The 16042-nt window shown below is 74.3% G+C and carries 19 protein-coding genes and 1 pseudogene; 5 read left to right on the top strand and 15 right to left on the bottom strand.

Annotation, left to right across the window (positions count from 1 at the left end; translation table 11 throughout):
* Together LPU43_RS02940 and LPU43_RS02935 are read left to right on the top strand one after the other, a co-directional pair.
* Positions 1-104: universal stress protein (locus LPU43_RS02940; protein ID WP_229398640.1), on the top strand; the 104-nt coding region annotated here is incomplete at its 5' end.
* A 177-nt stretch (positions 105-281) separates the two neighbouring features.
* A complete protein-coding gene (locus LPU43_RS02935; protein WP_229398553.1) occupies positions 282-1148 on the top strand; it encodes a universal stress protein in 867 nt (288 codons plus the stop codon).
* A gap of 164 nt (positions 1149-1312) precedes the next feature.
* On the opposite strand, the gene LPU43_RS02930 is transcribed toward LPU43_RS02935, so the two are convergent.
* The 7 genes from LPU43_RS02930 to LPU43_RS28865 form a co-directional block, all read right to left on the bottom strand.
* On the bottom strand, positions 1313-1936 hold the full coding sequence (locus LPU43_RS02930) for an FMN reductase (protein WP_229398551.1): 624 nt from the start codon (positions 1934-1936) through the stop codon (positions 1313-1315).
* Positions 1933-3045 carry an LLM class flavin-dependent oxidoreductase gene (locus LPU43_RS02925; protein ID WP_229398548.1) on the bottom strand — a complete coding sequence of 371 codons (1113 nt, stop codon included), beginning with the start codon at positions 3043-3045 and terminating at the stop codon, positions 1933-1935. Before LPU43_RS02925 ends, LPU43_RS02930 begins: the two co-directional genes overlap by 4 nt.
* A gap of 193 nt (positions 3046-3238) precedes the next feature.
* Positions 3239-3514, bottom strand: a complete 276-nt coding sequence (locus LPU43_RS02920; protein WP_229398546.1) for a ubiquitin-like small modifier protein 1 — start codon at positions 3512-3514, stop codon at positions 3239-3241.
* Positions 3515-4600 (bottom strand): WD40/YVTN/BNR-like repeat-containing protein, encoded by a 1086-nt coding sequence (locus tag LPU43_RS02915; RefSeq protein WP_229398544.1) that lies wholly within the window; start codon positions 4598-4600, stop codon positions 3515-3517.
* A 105-nt stretch (positions 4601-4705) separates the two neighbouring features.
* A complete protein-coding gene (locus LPU43_RS02910) occupies positions 4706-5311 on the bottom strand; it encodes a DNA-3-methyladenine glycosylase (RefSeq protein ID WP_229398542.1) in 606 nt (201 codons plus the stop codon).
* A gap of 42 nt (positions 5312-5353) precedes the next feature.
* Complete coding sequence (locus LPU43_RS02905) at positions 5354-5746, bottom strand: VOC family protein (RefSeq protein ID WP_229398638.1); 393 nt, start codon at positions 5744-5746, stop codon at positions 5354-5356.
* Positions 5746-5940 (bottom strand): NAD(P)-binding protein, encoded by a 195-nt coding sequence (locus LPU43_RS28865; RefSeq protein ID WP_373321636.1) that lies wholly within the window; start codon positions 5938-5940, stop codon positions 5746-5748. Before LPU43_RS28865 ends, LPU43_RS02905 begins: the two co-directional genes overlap by 1 nt.
* A gap of 158 nt (positions 5941-6098) precedes the next feature.
* Between LPU43_RS28865 and LPU43_RS02900 the strand changes: the two genes are divergently transcribed.
* The 3 genes and pseudogenes from LPU43_RS02900 to LPU43_RS28860 all read left to right on the top strand — a co-directional run.
* Positions 6099-6308, top strand: a complete 210-nt coding sequence (locus LPU43_RS02900) for a heavy-metal-associated domain-containing protein (protein ID WP_229398540.1) — start codon at positions 6099-6101, stop codon at positions 6306-6308.
* Between the two features lie 454 nt (positions 6309-6762).
* Complete coding sequence (locus LPU43_RS02895; RefSeq protein ID WP_229398538.1) at positions 6763-7059, top strand: metal-sensitive transcriptional regulator; 297 nt, start codon at positions 6763-6765, stop codon at positions 7057-7059.
* A gap of 44 nt (positions 7060-7103) precedes the next feature.
* A pseudogene (locus tag LPU43_RS28860) lies at positions 7104-7397 on the top strand (heavy metal translocating P-type ATPase); the annotation flags it as partial.
* A gap of 182 nt (positions 7398-7579) precedes the next feature.
* On the opposite strand, the gene argH reads toward LPU43_RS28860, so the two are convergent.
* The 8 genes from argH to argC are packed head-to-tail and all read right to left on the bottom strand — an operon-like array spanning position 7580 to position 15978.
* Complete coding sequence (gene argH / locus LPU43_RS02890; protein ID WP_229398637.1) at positions 7580-9043, bottom strand: argininosuccinate lyase; 1464 nt, start codon at positions 9041-9043, stop codon at positions 7580-7582.
* Between the two features lie 8 nt (positions 9044-9051).
* Positions 9052-10263, bottom strand: coding sequence for an argininosuccinate synthase (locus tag LPU43_RS02885; protein WP_229398536.1), 1212 nt, complete (start codon positions 10261-10263; stop codon positions 9052-9054).
* The gene (locus tag LPU43_RS02880; protein WP_229398534.1) at positions 10260-10775 is read right to left on the bottom strand and encodes an arginine repressor; all 516 of its coding nucleotides are present in this window, start codon (positions 10773-10775) and stop codon (positions 10260-10262) included. The genes LPU43_RS02885 and LPU43_RS02880 overlap by 4 nt, the downstream gene beginning before the upstream one ends.
* Positions 10772-11698 (bottom strand): ornithine carbamoyltransferase, encoded by a 927-nt coding sequence (gene argF, locus LPU43_RS02875; protein ID WP_229398531.1) that lies wholly within the window; start codon positions 11696-11698, stop codon positions 10772-10774. Before argF ends, LPU43_RS02880 begins: the two co-directional genes overlap by 4 nt.
* A complete protein-coding gene (locus LPU43_RS02870; RefSeq protein WP_229398529.1) occupies positions 11695-12921 on the bottom strand; it encodes an acetylornithine transaminase in 1227 nt (408 codons plus the stop codon). The genes argF and LPU43_RS02870 overlap by 4 nt, the downstream gene beginning before the upstream one ends.
* The gene (gene argB / locus LPU43_RS02865; protein WP_229398527.1) at positions 12918-13805 is read right to left on the bottom strand and encodes an acetylglutamate kinase; all 888 of its coding nucleotides are present in this window, start codon (positions 13803-13805) and stop codon (positions 12918-12920) included. The genes LPU43_RS02870 and argB overlap by 4 nt, the downstream gene beginning before the upstream one ends.
* A gap of 2 nt (positions 13806-13807) precedes the next feature.
* A complete protein-coding gene (gene argJ / locus LPU43_RS02860) occupies positions 13808-14980 on the bottom strand; it encodes a bifunctional glutamate N-acetyltransferase/amino-acid acetyltransferase ArgJ (RefSeq protein ID WP_229398524.1) in 1173 nt (390 codons plus the stop codon).
* The gene (gene argC, locus LPU43_RS02855) at positions 14977-15978 is read right to left on the bottom strand and encodes an N-acetyl-gamma-glutamyl-phosphate reductase (protein ID WP_229398522.1); all 1002 of its coding nucleotides are present in this window, start codon (positions 15976-15978) and stop codon (positions 14977-14979) included. The genes argJ and argC overlap by 4 nt, the downstream gene beginning before the upstream one ends.
* Between the last annotated feature and the right edge of the window lie 64 nt (positions 15979-16042).

Raw genomic sequence — 16042 nt, 5'->3', positions numbered from 1 at the left:
CGCGCGGCCGGGGCGCCTGGGGCGGGCTGCTGCTCGGCTCGGTCAGCCACGCCGTGCTGCACCACGTCCGCTCACCCCTGGCGATCGTCCGCCACCCCCGCTGAGGGGTAAGGAGGGGCCCCTTCCTATCGCATCTGGCATAGGAAGGGGCCCCTCCAAACGCGGCGCCCGGCCCCGACGCGGTGCGGGACCGGACGCGCCGTGGGGCGTGCCGGCGCAAATGCCGCTCGAAGGTGGCGGGGGCGCCGACAATGATCCTCTGACCGAGCCCGGGAGAGCTGATGAACCGACCTGTCGTCGTGGGCGTGGACGGATCCCCGTCGAGCCTGGTCGCCGCCGAGCACGCGGCGCGGGTGGCCGTGGGACGGTCCCGGCCGCTGCTGCTGGTGCACGGATACCTCCACCCGCTCGGCTACGGCGTGCCCGTCAACCCGTACGACCTGGGGGTGCCGGCGCCCACCGCCGAGTCCCGGCGGATGCTCGACCAGACCGCGGAGGAACTGCGCGGGCGCTGGCCCGGCCTCGACGTGGGGGTACGCCAGGTGGCCGGCGGCCCGGCGGCCAGCCTCGTCGAGGAGTCCCGCCACGCGGAGCTGGTCGTGGTGGGCAGCCGGGGCCTGGGCGGCTTCGCCGGCCTGCTGCTGGGCTCGGTCAGCGCCCAGGTGGCCGGGCACGGGCACTGCCCCGTCCTGGTGGTGCGCCCGGCCGAGCAGCCGATCCCGGTCGACGGGCCGGTGGTCGTCGGCGTGGACGGGTCGGAGCCGGGGCGGCTCGCCGTCGTCCTCGCCGCCGAGGAGGCGGCCCGCCGGGGCGTCGGCCTGACGCTGCTGCACGTCGTGGCGGGCGACGCCGGCCGGCGGGTGCCCGACGAGGTCGCGGAGTCGGGGGCCGAGGCGGCCGGCCTGCTAGACACGGCTGCCGCCGAGGCGCGGGCGGCCCACCCCGACCTGGCGATCGAGCAGCGGCCGCTCCGGGCGGGCAAGGCCGAGCAGGCGCTGATCGAGGCGAGCGGGCACGCCGCCCTGGTGGTGGTCGGCTCGCGCGGGCACGGCGGCTTCACCGGGCTGTTGCTCGGCTCGGTCAGCCAGGCGTTGGTGCAGCACGCCCACTGCCCCGTGCTGGTCGCCCACCGACCCGAGGCCGGCTGAACCGGAACCGGCTGGAGAAGCCGGCCCGAGGTCGGCGGAGCGCGCGGCCGAAGACGGCCGGGCACGGCCGAGGACGCCAGGGCCCCGCGCCGAGGACGTGAGTCCCGCCGAGACGCCTGAGCCCCGCCGAGGGTGGCGGGGCTCAGGTGGTGGGGACGGAACGGTCAGGCCGGGTCGCGGCCGGCCAGCAGCTCGTCGAAGCTGGTGGTGAGCGCGAACGGGTCCGGCGGCGCGGCGGCGGGCCGCGGCCGCACCTGGTCGGCCAGCTCGCCGGCGGCGCGGACGATGCGGGCGCGCAGGGCGCCCTCGGCGCTGCCGCCCGACCAGTCCTCCGGCGCGGCGAAGACCGCCGTGGGCACGACCACGGCACGCAGGTACGCGAACATCGGCCGGACCGCATGTTCCAGGGCGAGGGAGTGGCGGGCGGTACCGCCGGTGGCGGCGATCAGCACCGGCCGGCCCGCCAGCGCACCCGAGTCCAGCACGTCGAAGAACGACTTGAACAGCCCGTTGTACGACGCGTTGAAGATCGGCGTGACCGCGACGACCCCGTCGGCGCCGGAGACGACGTCGAGCGCCTCGCGCAGGGTGGCCGACGGGAAGCCGGTGAGCAGGTTGTTCACCACGTCGTGGGCGTGGTCGCGCAGCTCGACCGGGCGCAGGTCGACCTCGACGCCCTGCCCCGCCAGCTCGTCGCGGGTGGCGGCGGCGAGCTGGTCGGCGAGCAGCCGGGTGGTCGAGGGCCGCCCGAGGCCCGCGGAGACCACGGCCAGCGTACGGCGGCTCATCGGCCCGTCTCCGTGCCCACGCCGGCCCCGGCGTCGGCGGCCCGCGCGGCGCGCAGCGAGGCGTGCGTCGGCGCCTCGGGCACGTGCGCGGGGCGCAGGGCGTCGAACTCGCGCCGCAGCACCGGCACCACCTCCTCGCCGAGGATGTCGAGCTGCTCCAGCACCGTCTTCAGCGGCAAACCGGCGTGGTCGACCAGGAAGAGCTGCCGCTGGTAGTCGCCCACGTAGTCCCGGAAACCGAGGGTGCGGTCGATCACCTGCTGCGGGCTGCCCACGGTCAGCGGGGTCTGCGCGGTGAACTCCTCCAGCGACGGCCCGTGGCCGTAGACCGGCGCGTTGTCGAAGTACGGGCGGAACTCGCGGACCGCGTCCTGGGAGTTGCGCCGCATGAACACCTGCCCGCCGAGGCCGACGATCGCCTGGTCGGGCGAGCCGTGACCGTAGTGGGCGAAGCGCTCCCGGTAGAGGCCGACCATCCGCTGGGTGTGCTCCTTCGGCCAGAAGATGTGGTTGGCGAAGAAGCCGTCGCCGTAGTACGCGGCCTGCTCGGCGATCTCGGGACTGCGGATCGAGCCGTGCCAGACGAACGGCGGCACGCCGTCGAGCGGGCGCGGCGTGGACGTGAACGACTGCAACGGGGTGCGGAACTTGCCGGACCAGTCGACCACGTCCTCGCGCCACAGCCGGCGCAGCAGGTCGTAGTTCTCGATGGTCAGCGGGATGCCGTTGCGGATGTCCTGCCCGAACCAGGGGTACACCGGCCCGGTGTTGCCCCGGCCGAGCATCAGGTCGACGCGGCCGTCGGCGAGATGCTGGAGCATCGCGTAGTCCTCGGCGATCTTCACCGGGTCGTTGGTGGTGATCAGCGTGGTCGCGGTGGAGAGCAGCAGCCGCTCGGTGCGCGCGGCGATCCAGCCCAGCATGGTCGTGGGCGACGACGGCACGAACGGCGGGTTGTGGTGCTCGCCGGTGGCGAAGACGTCGAGACCGACCTCCTCGACCTTGCGGGCGATGGTCACCATCGCCTTGATCCGCTCGTGCTCCGACGGCTCCCGCCCGGTGGTCGGGTCGACGGTGACGTCTCCGACGGTGAAGACCCCGAATTGCATGACGGCTCCTCGTGTGGCTACCGGGCCTCACCGGCCCCGGACGTAGCGCACAACATATTTGACGCGTCAAGCATTCCGGTGGGCGGGCCGGCGTCGCGGGCGTCGCGCACGCGGGGGGCGGTGGAGCCGGCGCGGCGCGGCTCCACCGCCGGCCACCGAGCGGTGCCGCTCGGCCGCCGGCCTCCAGGGCGGCTCAGCCGCCGGCCACCGAGGGGAGGACCTGCACCTCCGCCCCCGCCCGGACCGGCGCGTCGAGGCCGCCGACGTGCCGGCAGTCCTCCCCGTCGACGTAGACGTTGACGTACCGGCGCAGCTCGCCGCGCTCGTCGCGCAGCCGGCGGGCCAGCCGGGGCCACCGCTCGGCCAGCTCGTCGAGGACGGCGTGCAGCGTCCCCTCGGCACCGACTGTGAGCCGCGCCGCGCCGCCGGCCTCGTCGCGCAGCGGGCCGGGCAGCAGGACGGTGACCACTCAGACCTCCGCGGCCCGGACGCAGAGCACGTCGGGCAGGTGGGCGGCGACCAACGACCAGGAGTCGCCCTCGTCGCGGCTGGCGTAGACGTCGCCGGAGCGGGTGCCGAAGTAGACCCCGGCCGGATCGGCGTCGTCGGCGCACATCGCGTCGCGCAGCACCGCCGGGTAGAAGGGCCCGTCGGGCAGCCCGGCGGAGAGCGGCTCCCACGTCGCGCCCGCGTCGGCGGAGCGGTAGACCCGGCAGCGGTGGTCGGCCGGGAAGCGCGAGTGGTCGGCGATGAGGGGGAACGACCAGATCATCCCGGGGCGGGTGGGGTGGGCCACGATCGGGAAGCCGAAGTCGCTGGGCAGCCCCTCGGCGATCGACGCCCAGGTGTCGCCCCCGTCGTCGGAGCGGTAGACCCCGTGGTGGTTCTGGGCGTAGAGCCGCTCGGGATCGCCGGCGTCCCGCGCCATCTTGTGGACGCACTGGCCGAACTCGGGCCACTGGTCGGGCAGGAAGTAGGCGCGGATGCCGGTGTTGCCCGGCGCCCAGCTCGCCCCCGCGTCGGCGGAGCGGTAGACCCCGCCGCTGGACATGGCGACCATGACCCGCGCCGGGTCGTGCGGGTGGGGCAGGACGGTGTGGATCGCCTGGCCGCCGAAGCCCGCGCCCCACTCCGGGCGGTGCGGGTGGTCCCAGAGGGCGCGGACCAGCTCGAAGGTGTGGCCCCCGTCGGTCGAGCGGAACAGCGCCGACGGCTCGGTGCCGGCCCAGACCACGTCGGGCTCGGCCGTCCCGGCGGGGGCGAGCTGCCACACCCGGCCGAGGCTCGCCCCGGTGTCGGCCGGGAACGCGACCGGGGCGAGCTCGGGCTCGTGCCACGACGCCCCCAGGTCGTCGCTGGTGGCCAGGCGGGGGCCGAAGTGCGAGCTGGACGACCCGACGAGCAGGCGGGGCGTGGCCCGCCGCTTGTCCACCGCCACCGCGTACACCCCGCTCATCGCGAAGTGTGGGCCGCTGACCTCCCAGCTCCGTCGGCCGTCTGTGCTGGTGGCCAGGAAGAGGCCCTTGGCGGTGCCGATCGCGAGGAGAGTCGTCATGGCGTGCCCTTCGGTCGTGAGCCGGAGCCGGATGGCGTGATTATGGCCACAGGGTCCGACAGAACCGCACGGACGCGCCGGAGGAGCGGGCGGCGCGGTAGCGGGTCAGCGCCGGACGCGGGGCACGTGCCGGCGGTACGGGCTCACGGTCGGGTCCCCGGTGATCCAGAACCGCCACGGCACCTCGTGCGCGGCGGCCACCCCGACCCGGGGGCCGGCGGAGACGGCCGCCGGGTCGACCGGCCGCGACGGCGGCGTCAGCAGCAGCGGCCCGCTGCCGTCGAGCACGTTCGTGCCGTTGGCCGCCGCGTCGACGCCGAGCGCGACCACCAGCCGGGCGGGACCACGGGCGAGGTCCCGGTCGGGCACCTCTCCCCGCCGCTTGCGGGCGACGTCCACGCCCTCGACGACCTCGCCCGCCCGCAGCAGGACGGCCGCCGCCTCCCCCTCGCCGCCGCAGACGATGTTCAGGCACCAGTGCATACCGAACACGAAGTACGTGTAGGCGTGCCCGGCCGGCCCGAACATGACCGCCGTGCGCGGGGTGGGGCCGCGGTGGGCGTGCGAGGCGGGGTCCTCCCCCGTGCCGGCGTACGCCTCGACCTCGGTCAACCTGATCCGGACGGCGTCGGCCGAGATCTCCCAGCCGAGCAGCGTCCGCGCCGTCTCCGGCACCTGGGCGGCGGGGGCGCGAAGCCACGGGTGGTCCATCCGGCCAGCAAACGCCGCCCGGCCGGGATCGGCAAACCGGGGTCAGGCGAGCGGCTGCTGGAGGCTGACCAGGTTGCCGCAGGTGTCGTCGAGGACGGCGCTCAGCACAGGCCCGGTCGGGGTGGGCGGAGCGGTGAAGGTGACGCCGAGGCCGGTGAGCCGTTCGTGCTCCTTGGCAAGGTCGTCAACGGCGAAGATGATCACCGGCAGGCCGGCCTCGCGGACCCCCCGCTGGTACGCCCGCGCCACGGGGGTCTGGTTCGGCTCCAGCAGCAGGTGCACGCCCTCGGGGTCGCCCGGCGAGACGACGGTGAGCCAGCGGGCGTCGCCACCCAGCGGCACGTCGTGGCCGACGGCGAAGCCCAGCACCTCGGTGTAGAAGCGCAGCGCCTTCTCCTGGTCGTCGACGAAGACGCTGGTCACGGCCACTCGGATCATGGTGCCCCCTTTCCTCGGGGCCAAGAATTCCAGCCGTCCTTATATAAGTCAATCCTGAAATTATTAGGGATCCGCGGCTCGGCGCCGACCACCACCACGTCGACGGTGCCGGCGCGGGCCAGCTCAGCGGCGGCGGCACTGCCCGCCGCTCCCGCCCCGACGACCAGCACCCGCGGCCTTGTCTCGCCCATGGATCCCCCTTGCTACTGCGCTGCTGTTCGTTGTTGCGGCGGCCACGGCCCTTCGCCGACCGCGACCGCGCATACGCCTGGGGGGTATGGTTACATACACGTGCCGGGTAACGGTATTCGGCACGGACTTGGTCCATGGGTTCGCGAGGAGGAGTGCGATGGCGTCCAGTACGTACACGGTCAAGGGAATGACCTGTGACCACTGCGCTGGTTCGGTGACCGCGGAAGTCACCAAGATCGACGGGGTGACCGACGTCAAGGTCGACGTCAGCGCGGGCCGACTCACGGTGATCAGCGCCGCGCCGGTCAGCGACGAGGCTGTCACCGAGGCCGTCGAGGAAGCCGGCTACGAGGTGGTCACCGCCTGAACGGCGCGCGTGCCGCCGGGCCCCTCGGTCCGGCGGCACGCCCTGGGACCAGCACAGCGCCGCGCTGGTCCCACCGCCCGTCGTGCCATCCTTCGCCGATCCGCCTGAGCCTCCCTCGACAGTCGCGATGCCCCTCCGGACACACCGTCCCGGGCCGATCAGCGGCGTGCGGGGGCGGTCCCGCTCGCTGTCACCCACGGTGTCATCGACGCCTTGACCGCCACCCCCGGGAGTACCTCCGCCTGCGCCGGCCGTTCCCCGACGCCACCGCCGGGGCAGGCTGCGTCCCGGCGTTCCACCGTGCTTCTCACCGACCAGGGCCCACCTCGGCGTCCGCCGAGGATGTCGATCGCACCGCGTCGACGCGCACCGGGCATCGCTCTCGGTCAGCCTGGCCGACGCGGCGCTCGTCACGCGACCACGTCATACCCCCCGGGGGTTGTATGATGGGTGCATGACGACCCCCGCCCCCACCCGCGGCTACACCGCCACCAAGGACCAACTCTCCGCCCGGCTGCGCCGCATCGAGGGTCAGGTCCGCGGTGTCGAGCGCATGGTCGACGACGACCGCTACTGCATCGACGTGCTCACCCAGATCTCCGCCATCCAGGCCGCCCTCGACAAGGTCGCCCTCGGCCTGCTCGACGGCCACGCCCGGCACTGCATGCATGAAGGCGCCGCCGAAGGCCGTGCCGACGAGATGGCCAGCGAGATGATGGCCGCCGTCGGCCGCCTCATGAAACGCGGCTGACGCCCCACCCGGTCGCCTCTGCCATCACCCTTGCGCTGCACCCCTGGCCCAGCCTGGCCCTGACCGTCCCGATCGTGGTGACCAGCCACCTGGTGACGGGCTGGTTCGGCTACCCCCTGGGCTTCCCCGGCATGAACCTCATCGGGCCGGTCCTGGGCCCGATCGTGTTCTCCCACGGCGGCTGGCCGTTCCTCGTCGGCGCCACCGCCGAGGTCCGAGGCCGGACGCCGGGCATGATGCTGCTGATCGCCATGGCCATCACCGTCGCCTACGCGGCGTCGCTGGCGACCAGCTTCGGGCTGTTCGACCTGGCCTTCTGGTGGGAACTGGCCGCCCTGCGCCCTGCCGCAGTGTCCGCGCGAGCCGGCATCCTCGTCAAGGACCGTCTCGCGTCGGAGCGGACGTGCACCGGCGACGCGGTGCTGTTCGACAAGGCCGGCACCCTGGCCAAGGGCGCGCCCGGCGCAACGAGCGACGCGGCGCGCGGGAGGTTCCCGCGCGCCGCGTCACGACGGTGTCGTCAGCGGGGCACGACCGCCTCGGCGGCCCACTCCCGCCAGCCCGCCAGCAGGTCGGCGGCGGTGGCGAGCTGGTCGGCGACCGGCCCGGGGCCGGTGGAGCCCGGGGTGGTCCGGGCGGCGAGGGCCGAGGAGACCGACAGCACGTCGCGCACCGACGGGTCGAGTCGCTCGCTGACCGCCGCGAGGTCGGCGTCGGAGAGCTCGTCGAGGGCGCAGTCGCGGGCCACGCAGAGCGCCACCAGCTTCCCGGTGATCTCGTGCGCGTCCCGGAACGGCACGTCGCGGCGGACCAGCCAGTCGGCGACCTCGGTGGCCAGGGAGAAGCCGACCGGGGCGGCGGCGACCAGGCGGTCGACGCGTACCGTCATGGTGGAGATCATTCCCGCGAGGGCCGGCAGCAGCAGCTCCAGGGTGTCGACCGCGTCGAAGGCCGGCTCCTTGTCCTCCTGCATGTCCCGGTCGTACGCCATCGGCAGGCCCTTGAGCATGGTGAGCACGCTCATCAGCCCGCCGACGAGCCGGCCGGACTTGCCCCGGGCCAGCTCGGCGATGTCCGCGTTCTTCTTCTGCGGCATGATCGACGACCCGGTCGCGAAGGAGTCGTCCAGCTCGACCCAGCCGAACTCCTGCGACGTCCAGAGCACCACCTCCTCGCCGAGGCGGGACAGGTGCACCCCGACCATCGCGGTGACGAAGAGGAACTCCGCGACGAAGTCGCGGTCGGCGACGGCGTCCATCGAGTTGGCGAAGGACGTGCGGAAGCCCAGCTCCTTCGCCACCGCCCCCGGGTCCAGCGGCAGGCCCGAACCGGCGAGCGCGCCCGCGCCGAGCGGGCTGACCGCGGTGCGGTGGTCCCAGTCGCGCAGCCGCTCCAGGTCGCGCAGCAGCGGCTGCACGTGCGCCAGCAGCCAGTGGCCGAAGGTGACCGGCTGGGCATGCTGGAGGTGGGTCATCCCCGGCGCGGCCGTGTCCACGTGCCGCCCCGCCTGCTCGACCAGGGCCTCGGCCAGCTCGACCAGCCGCGCGGCCACGCCCCGGGCGTGGTCGCGCAGGTAGAGCCGCAGGTCGGTGGCGACCTGGTCGTTGCGGGACCGGCCGGCGCGCAGCTTGCCCCCGAGGCCGCCGAGGCGCTCCAGCAGGCCGCGCTCCAGGGCGGTGTGTACGTCCTCGTCGTCCACCGTCGGGCGGAACGCCCCGGAGGCGCAGGCCGCCTCCAGGTCGTCCAGGGCGGCCAGGATCTTCCCCAGCTCCTCCGGGTCGAGCAGGCCCGCGCCCGCGAGGACCCGGGCGTGCGCCCGGGACCCGGCGAGGTCGTACGGGGCGAGGCGCCAGTCGAACTGCACGCTGACCGACAGGCGGGCCAGCGCCTCGGAGGGGCCGCCGGCGAACCGGCCACCCCACAGGCTCGTACGGTTGGTCGCGGCGCTGTTCTCGGTGAGGCTCTTGTCGTCCACGCCGCCCATTGTGAAGGTCACGACGCCACCTGACCCAACCGGGCGTCCCGGGCGGCGGCCATCTTGCTCGGCAGGCCCCAGAGCTGCACGAATCCCTTGGCGAGGGACTGGTCGAAGGTGTCGCCGGTGTCGTAGGTGGCCATGCCGAAGTCGTACAGGCTCGCCTCGGAGCGCCGGCCGGTGACGGTGGCCCGGCCGCCGTGCAGCACCAGCCGCACCTCGCCGGAGACCTGCTGCTGGGCGTCGTCGATGAAGGCGTCCAGGGCCTTCTTCAGCGGGGAGAACCACAGGCCGTCGTAGACCAGCTCGCCCCAGCGCTGGTCGACGCCGCGCTTGAACCGGGCCAGGTCCCGCTCGACGGTGACCGCCTCCAGCTCCTGATGGGCGGTGATCAGCGCGATCGCGCCGGGGGCCTCGTACACCTCGCGGCTCTTGATGCCGACCAGGCGGTCCTCGACCATGTCGAGGCGGCCGACGCCCTGCGCGCCCGCGCGCCGGTTCAGCTCACGGATCGCCTGGTACGGGGTGACGGTCTCGCCGTCGATCGCCACCGGCACGCCGGCGTCGAAGGTGATCACGACCTCGTCGGGGTCGCGCTCCTGCGCCGGGTCGGACGTGTACGAGTACAGGTCCTCGATCGGGGCGTTCCAGATGTCCTCCAGGAAGCCGGTCTCCACGGCCCGGCCCCACAGGTTCTGGTCGATGGAGTACGGCGACTTGGCCGACACGTCGATCGGCAGCCCCTTCTCCTCGGCGAAGGCGATGGCCTTGTCCCGGGTCCAGGCGAAGTCCCGGGCCGGGGCGATGATCTTCAGGTCGGGGGCGAGCGCGCCCAGGCCGACCTCGAAGCGCACCTGGTCGTTGCCCTTGCCCGTGCAGCCGTGCGACACGACGGTGCCGCCGTGCTTGCGGGCCGCGGCCACCAGGTGCTTGACGATCAGCGGCCGGGACAGCGCGGAGACCAGCGGGTACCGGTCCATGTAGAGGGCGTTGGCCCGCATCGCCGGCAGGCAGTAGTCGGCGGCGAACTCGTCGCGCGCGTCGACCACCTCCGACTCCACGGCCCCGCAGTCCAGGGCGCGCTGCCGGATGGCGTCGAGGTCCTCGCCGCCCTGCCCGACGTCCACCGCGACCGCGATGATCTCGGCGCCGGTCTGTTCGGCCAGGTACGGAATGGCGACGGAGGTGTCCAGCCCTCCGGAGTACGCAAGGACGACCCGCTCGGTCATGATGCGCTGCTCCCTTCGACTTGCTCTTCGCGGCGGGACCACGCGGCGAGCCTCTCGCCCAGCGCGGCCCCGCCGTCTGCCTCGCGGGCCACGACGAGGATGGTGTCGTCACCGGCGATGGTGCCGACGACCTCGGGCAGGCCCGCCCGGTCCAACGCGCTGGCCAGGTAGTGAGCTGCGCCCGGCGGGGTGCGCAGCACGGCGATGTTGCCGCTGGAGTCGACCTCGTTGAGCAGCTCCCGCAGCAGCCGGACCAGCCGGGCCGGTGCGGCCTCGGCGTCGCGCAGCGGCCGGTGGCCGTCCTCGGGGATGACGTACACGGTGCGCCCGTCGCCGCCCCGGGCGGTGACCGCCCCCAGCTCCTTCAGGTCCCGCGACAGGGTGGCCTGGGTGACCGCGACGCCGTCGCCGGCGAGCAGGTCGGCCAGCTCGGTCTGCGAGCGGACCGCCCGGGCCCGGATCAGCTCGACGATGCGGGCGTGCCGGGCGGCGCGCGTCAGCGAGCCCGTCATCGCTGCTCCGCCAGCAGGAACGTCAGCAGCGCCTTCTGGGCGTGCAGCCGGTTCTCCGCCTGGTCGAACACCGCGCTGCGCGGGCCGTCGAGCACCTCGTCGGTGATCTCCTCGCCCCGGTGCGCCGGCAGGCAGTGCAGCACGAACGCCTCCGGCGCGGCGTGCCCGAGCAGCACCTTGTCGACCTGGTACGGCAGGAACGGGGTGATCCGGTCCAGCCCGTCGGCCTCCTGCCCCATCGAGGTCCAGGTGTCGGTGGCGATCACGTCGGCGTCGCGTACCGCCTCGACGGGGTCGCGCAGCGCGCGCACCGACCCGCCGGTGCCGGCGGCGATCTCGGCGGCCCGGGCCAGCACCGCCGGGTCGGGGTCGAACCCCTCCGGCCCGGCCACCCGCACGTGCATGCCGGCCGTCGCCCCGGCCAGCAGGTACGAGTGCGACATGTTGTTCGCCGCGTCCCCCACGTACGCCAGGGTGCGGCCGTGGGTGCCGCCGCACCGCTCGCGGACGGTGAGCAGGTCGGCGAGGAGCTGGCAGGGGTGGAAGCCGTCGGTGAGGGCGTTGACCACCGGCACGCTCGCCCCGGCCGCCACCTCGGCGATCCGGTCGTCGCCGTGGGTGCGCAGCACGATCGCGGCCACGTACCGGGACAGCACCCGGCCGGCGTCGGCGAGGGCCTCGCCCCGGCCGAAGTGGGTGACCTGGGTGTCCACCACGAGCGGGTGGCCGCCCAGCTCGGCGATGCCGGCGTCGAAGGAGATCCGGGTGCGCAGGCTCTGCTTGTCGAACAGCACCGCCACCGACCTCGGCCCGGCGAGGGGCTTGTGGGCGTACCGCTCCAGCTTCATGAGGGTGGCGAGGTCGAGCACGGCGGCCTGCTCGGCGGGCGAGAGGTCGTCGTCGCGCAGCAGGTGGCGGGTCACGCGGGTGTCTCCTCGGAAGCGGAAGCGGGAGCAGGGGCGGGGATGGAGGCGGGAGCGGGGGCCGCAGCCGCCAGGGCGGCCGGCAGGGCGGCGAGGAACGCGTCGACCTGGTCGGTGGAGAGGATCAGCGGCGGGGCGAGCCGGACCACGCCCGGCTGCACCGGGTTGACCAGGAACCCGGCCTCGCGCAGGGCGGTGGCCAACGGGCCGGCCACGTCGGCGGCCAGCACGATGCCGAGCAGCAGGCCCGCGCCGCGCACCTGCGCGACCAGGGGATGGCCGAGCGCCTCGATCCCCCGGCGCAGCCGCTCGCCGACCCGCTTGACGTGGTCGAGCAGCCCCTCGTGGGCGATGGTGGAGACCACGGCGAGGGCGGCGGCGCAGCTCACCGGGTTGCCGCCGAAGGTGGTGCCGTGCGAACCGGCCTTGAGCAGCTCGGCGGCCGGGCCGAAGGCCAGGCAGGCGCCGATGGGCAGGCCGCCGCCGAGCCCCTTGGCGAGGGTGACGACGTCCGGTTCCACGCCCTCGGCCTGGTGGGCGAACCAGTGCCCGGTGCGGCCGACGCCGGTCTGCACCTCGTCGAGCACCAGCAGGGCGCCGTGCCGGGCGGTGATCCGCCGGGCCTCGGCGAGGTAGCCGGCGGGCGGGACGACGACGCCGTTCTCGCCCTGGATCGGCTCCAGGATCACCATGGCCGTCGCGTCGGTCACGGCCTCGGCGAGGGCCACCGCGTCGCCGTACGGGACGTGGGTGACGTCGCCGGGCAACGGACGGAACGGGTCGGCCTTGGCCGGCTGGCCGGTCAGGGCGAGCGCGCCCATGGTCCGGCCGTGGAACCCGCCGGCGGTGGCGACGACGTGGGAGCGGCCGGTCAGCCGGGACAGCTTGAACGCCGCCTCGTTGGCCTCCGCGCCGGAGTTGGCGAAGAAGACCCGGCCGGGGCGGCCGGCGAGGGCCAGCAGCAGCTCGGCGAGGGCCACCGGCGGCTCGGCGACGAACAGGTTGGACACGTGCCCCAGGGTGGCGACCTGCTTGGACACGGCGGCCACCACGGCGGGGTGGGCGTGGCCGAGGGCGTTGACCGCGATGCCGCCGAGCAGGTCGACGTACTCCCGGCCGGCCTCGTCGACCACGACGGCGCCGGAGCCGGAGACCAGCGCGAGCGGCGGCGTGCCGTAGTTGTCCATCAGCGACTGTTGCCAGCGCTCCACGAGCGTGCTCACGGGTTGGTCACCATCGTTCCGAATCCTTCCGAGGTAAAGACCTCCAGCAGCGTGGAGTGGGCGACCCGGCCGTCGACGACGTGCGCGGCCGGGACTCCCCCGCGCACCGCCCGCAGGCAGGCTTCCATCTTCGGGACCATCCCCGAGGCCAGGGACGGCAGCAACTTCGCCAGATCGTCGGCGGTGATCTCGCTGACCAGGCTGTCGGTATCCGGCCAGTCGGCGTAGAGGCCGGCCACGTCGGTGAGGACGACCAGCTTGCGGGCCTGGAGCGCGATCGCGAGCGCGGCGGCGGCGGTGTCGGCGTTGAGGTTGTGCAGCACCCCGTCGGCGTCCGGCGCGACGGTGGAGATCACCGGGATGCGGCCCGCCGCGATCAGGTCGGTCACCGCCGACGTGTCCACCGACTCGACGTCGCCGACCTGACCGACGTCGACCGGCTCGCCGTCGACGATCGCGGGGCGGCGCACGGCCGTGAACAGGCCGGCGTCCTCGCCGGAGAGACCGACGGCGTACGGGCCGTGCGCGTTGATCAGCCCGACGAGTTCCCGGCCGACCTGGCCCACGAGGACCATCCGGACGACGTCCATCGCCTCGGGCGTGGTGACCCGCAGGCCGCCCCGGAACTCGCTGTCGATGCCCAGCCGGCCGAGCATGGCCGAGATCTGCGGCCCGCCGCCGTGCACGACGACGGGCTTGATGCCCGCGTACCGCAGGAAGACCATGTCGGCGGCGAAGGCCCGCTGGAGTTCGGGGTCGACCATGGCGTTGCCGCCGTACTTGACCACGACGGTGGCCCCGGCCAGGCGCCTCAGCCAGGGCAGCGCCTCGATCAGGGTCTCGGCCTTGGCCTGGGCGCGGACGAGATCGGCGTTGAGGCTCATGGTCACGTCGAGTACGCCGAGTTCTCGTGCACGTACGCGTGCGACAGGTCGTTGGTCCAGACCGTGGCCGCCGCGTCCCCGGCGTGCAGGTCGATCCGGATGGTCACGTCCCGCCCGGTGAGGTCCACCTTCGACCGGTCCTCGGCGGCGGCCCCGGCCCGGCACACCCACACGCCGTTGACGGCGACGTCGAGGCGGTCCGGCTCGAAGGCGGCGGCGGTGGTGCCGACGGCGGCGAGGATCCGACCCCAGTTCGGGTCGTTGCCGAACAGCGCCGTCTTGACCAGGTTGTTGCGGGCCACCGACCGGCCCACCTCGACCGCGTCGTCCTCGCTCGCGGCACCCACCACGTCGATGGCGATCTGCTTGGTGGCGCCCTCCGCGTCGGCGACGAGCTGCTGGGCCAGGTCGTGGCAGGCGGCGGTGACCGCCTCGGTCAGCTCGGCCTCGGTCGGCTCGATGCCGGACGCGCCGCTGGAGAGCAGCAGCACCGTGTCGTTGGTGGACATGCAGCCGTCGGAGTCGACGCGGTCGAAGGTGACCCGGCACGCCGCGCGCAGGGCGGCGTCGAGCGTCTCCGGCCCGGCGACCGCGTCGGTGGTGAGCACGCAGAGCATGGTCGCCATGGCGGGGGCGAGCATCCCGGCGCCCTTGGCCATCCCGCCGACGGTCCAGCCGCTACCGGCGGCCACCGTCGTCTTCGGCCGGGTGTCGGTGGTCATGATTGCCTCGGCGGCTGCGGTGCCGCCGTCGCGGGACAGGCCGCGGATCGCCGCGCGCACGCCCGGCAGCAGCTTCTCCATCGGCAGCCGCTCGCCGATCAGGCCGGTGGAGCAGACCGCGACGTCCACCGCGCCGAGCCGCAGCCGGGGGCTCGACGAGGTCAGCGCGGCGGCGGTGTGCTCGGCGGTGGCGTGGGTGTCCTGGAAGCCGCCCGGGCCGGTGCAGGCGTTCGCGCCGCCCGAGTTGAGCACCACGGCACGGGCCACCCCGTGCCGGACGACCTGCTGGGTCCAGAGCACGGGGGCCGCCTTGACGCGGTTGGCGGTGAAGACGCCGGCGACTCCGGCGTCCGGGCCGTCGTTGACGACGAGGGCGACGTCGCCCGCGCCGCCGGCCTTGAGCCCGGCGGCGACCCCGGCCGCCCGGAACCCCCTGGGAGCGGTGACGGTCATGGTGATACTCCGAAGATAGAAAGGCCCGTGGTCTCGGGGAGGCCGAACATCAGGTTGGCGTTCTGCACGGCCTGGCCGGCCGCGCCCTTGCCGAGGTTGTCGATGGCGCTGACCACGATCACCCGGCCCGAGTCGGCGTCGACGCCCGCCTGGAGGTGGCAGGAGTTCGAGCCGAGGGTGGCGGCGGTGTGCGGCCAGGCCCCCTGCGGCAGCACGTGCACGAACGGCGCGTCCGCGTACGCCTCGGCGAGCAGCGCCGCCGGGTCGGCGTCGCCCGTCGGCACGGCCGTGACCGTGGCGAGGATGCCGCGCGGCATCGGCGCGAGGACCGGCGTGAACGACAGGCTCGTCGCGCCGGTGGCCTGCTTGATCTCCGGTACGTGCTGGTGGGCGCCGACCTTGTACGGCGACAGGTCGCCCATCACCTCGCTGCCGAGCAGGTGGACCTTGGCGGCCCGGCCCGCGCCGGAGGTGCCGGAGGCGGCGACCACCACCACGTCGGCCGGCTCGACCGCGCCGGCGGCGACCAGCGGGGCGAGCGCGAGCGTGACTGCCGCCGCGTAACAGCCGGTGCTGGCCACCCGAGTGGCGGCGGTGATCTCCGTGCGCTGGCCGGGCAGCTCCGGCAGGCCGTACGCCCAGGCCCCCGCGTGCTCGCCGCCGTAGTAGCGCGACCAGGCCGCCGCGTCGCGCAGCCGGTGGTCCGCGCCCAGGTCGACCACCCGGGCCGACTCGGGCAGGGCCGCCGCGAGGGCCGCCGACTCGCCGTGCGGCAGGGCCAGGAAGACCAGGTCCGCGTCGGCGAGGGCGGCCGGCTCGGTCGCGGCGAACACCAGGTCCAGCCCGGCGAGCTGCGGGTGTACGGCGCTGACCGGCGCGCCGGCCCGGCTGTGCGCGGTGGCGGTGACCAGGTCGAACTCCGGGTGACCGGCGATCAGGCGCAGCAGCTCACCCCCGGCGTAGCCACTCGCCCCGGCGACCGCGACTCGAATACCCATTCCCACCTCCGCATGCCTATGCAGCGAAGGCTACTCGGGTCGGCGTCCCATCGCAAGGTCATGC

This window comes from Micromonospora okii, assembly GCF_020884795.1.
GTDB classification, from domain to species: domain Bacteria; phylum Actinomycetota; class Actinomycetes; order Mycobacteriales; family Micromonosporaceae; genus Micromonospora; species Micromonospora okii.
This window is presented reverse-complemented; position numbering and strand designations above follow the sequence as displayed.

Excerpts from the sequence above, each read along its gene's own strand:
- LPU43_RS28865 (WP_373321636.1), bottom strand. The coding sequence starts at position 5,940 with ATGGGCGAGACAAGGCCGCGGGTGCTGGTCGTCGGGGCGGGAGCGGCG.
- LPU43_RS02915 (WP_229398544.1), bottom strand. The coding sequence starts at position 4,600 with ATGACGACTCTCCTCGCGATCGGCACCGCCAAGGGCCTCTTCCTGGCC.
- LPU43_RS02900 (WP_229398540.1), top strand. The coding sequence starts at position 6,099 with ATGGCGTCCAGTACGTACACGGTCAAGGGAATGACCTGTGACCACTGC.
- LPU43_RS02935 (WP_229398553.1), top strand. The coding sequence starts at position 282 with ATGAACCGACCTGTCGTCGTGGGCGTGGACGGATCCCCGTCGAGCCTG.
- LPU43_RS02895 (WP_229398538.1), top strand. The coding sequence starts at position 6,763 with ATGACGACCCCCGCCCCCACCCGCGGCTACACCGCCACCAAGGACCAA.
- argH (WP_229398637.1), bottom strand. The coding sequence starts at position 9,043 with ATGGGCGGCGTGGACGACAAGAGCCTCACCGAGAACAGCGCCGCGACC.
- argJ (WP_229398524.1), bottom strand. The coding sequence starts at position 14,980 with ATGACCGTCACCGCTCCCAGGGGGTTCCGGGCGGCCGGGGTCGCCGCC.
- LPU43_RS02885 (WP_229398536.1), bottom strand. The coding sequence starts at position 10,263 with ATGACCGAGCGGGTCGTCCTTGCGTACTCCGGAGGGCTGGACACCTCC.
- argB (WP_229398527.1), bottom strand. The coding sequence starts at position 13,805 with ATGAGCCTCAACGCCGATCTCGTCCGCGCCCAGGCCAAGGCCGAGACC.
- argC (WP_229398522.1), bottom strand. The coding sequence starts at position 15,978 with ATGGGTATTCGAGTCGCGGTCGCCGGGGCGAGTGGCTACGCCGGGGGT.
- LPU43_RS02930 (WP_229398551.1), bottom strand. The coding sequence starts at position 1,936 with ATGAGCCGCCGTACGCTGGCCGTGGTCTCCGCGGGCCTCGGGCGGCCC.
- LPU43_RS02925 (WP_229398548.1), bottom strand. The coding sequence starts at position 3,045 with ATGCAATTCGGGGTCTTCACCGTCGGAGACGTCACCGTCGACCCGACC.
- LPU43_RS02910 (WP_229398542.1), bottom strand. The coding sequence starts at position 5,311 with ATGGACCACCCGTGGCTTCGCGCCCCCGCCGCCCAGGTGCCGGAGACG.
- LPU43_RS02880 (WP_229398534.1), bottom strand. The coding sequence starts at position 10,775 with ATGACGGGCTCGCTGACGCGCGCCGCCCGGCACGCCCGCATCGTCGAG.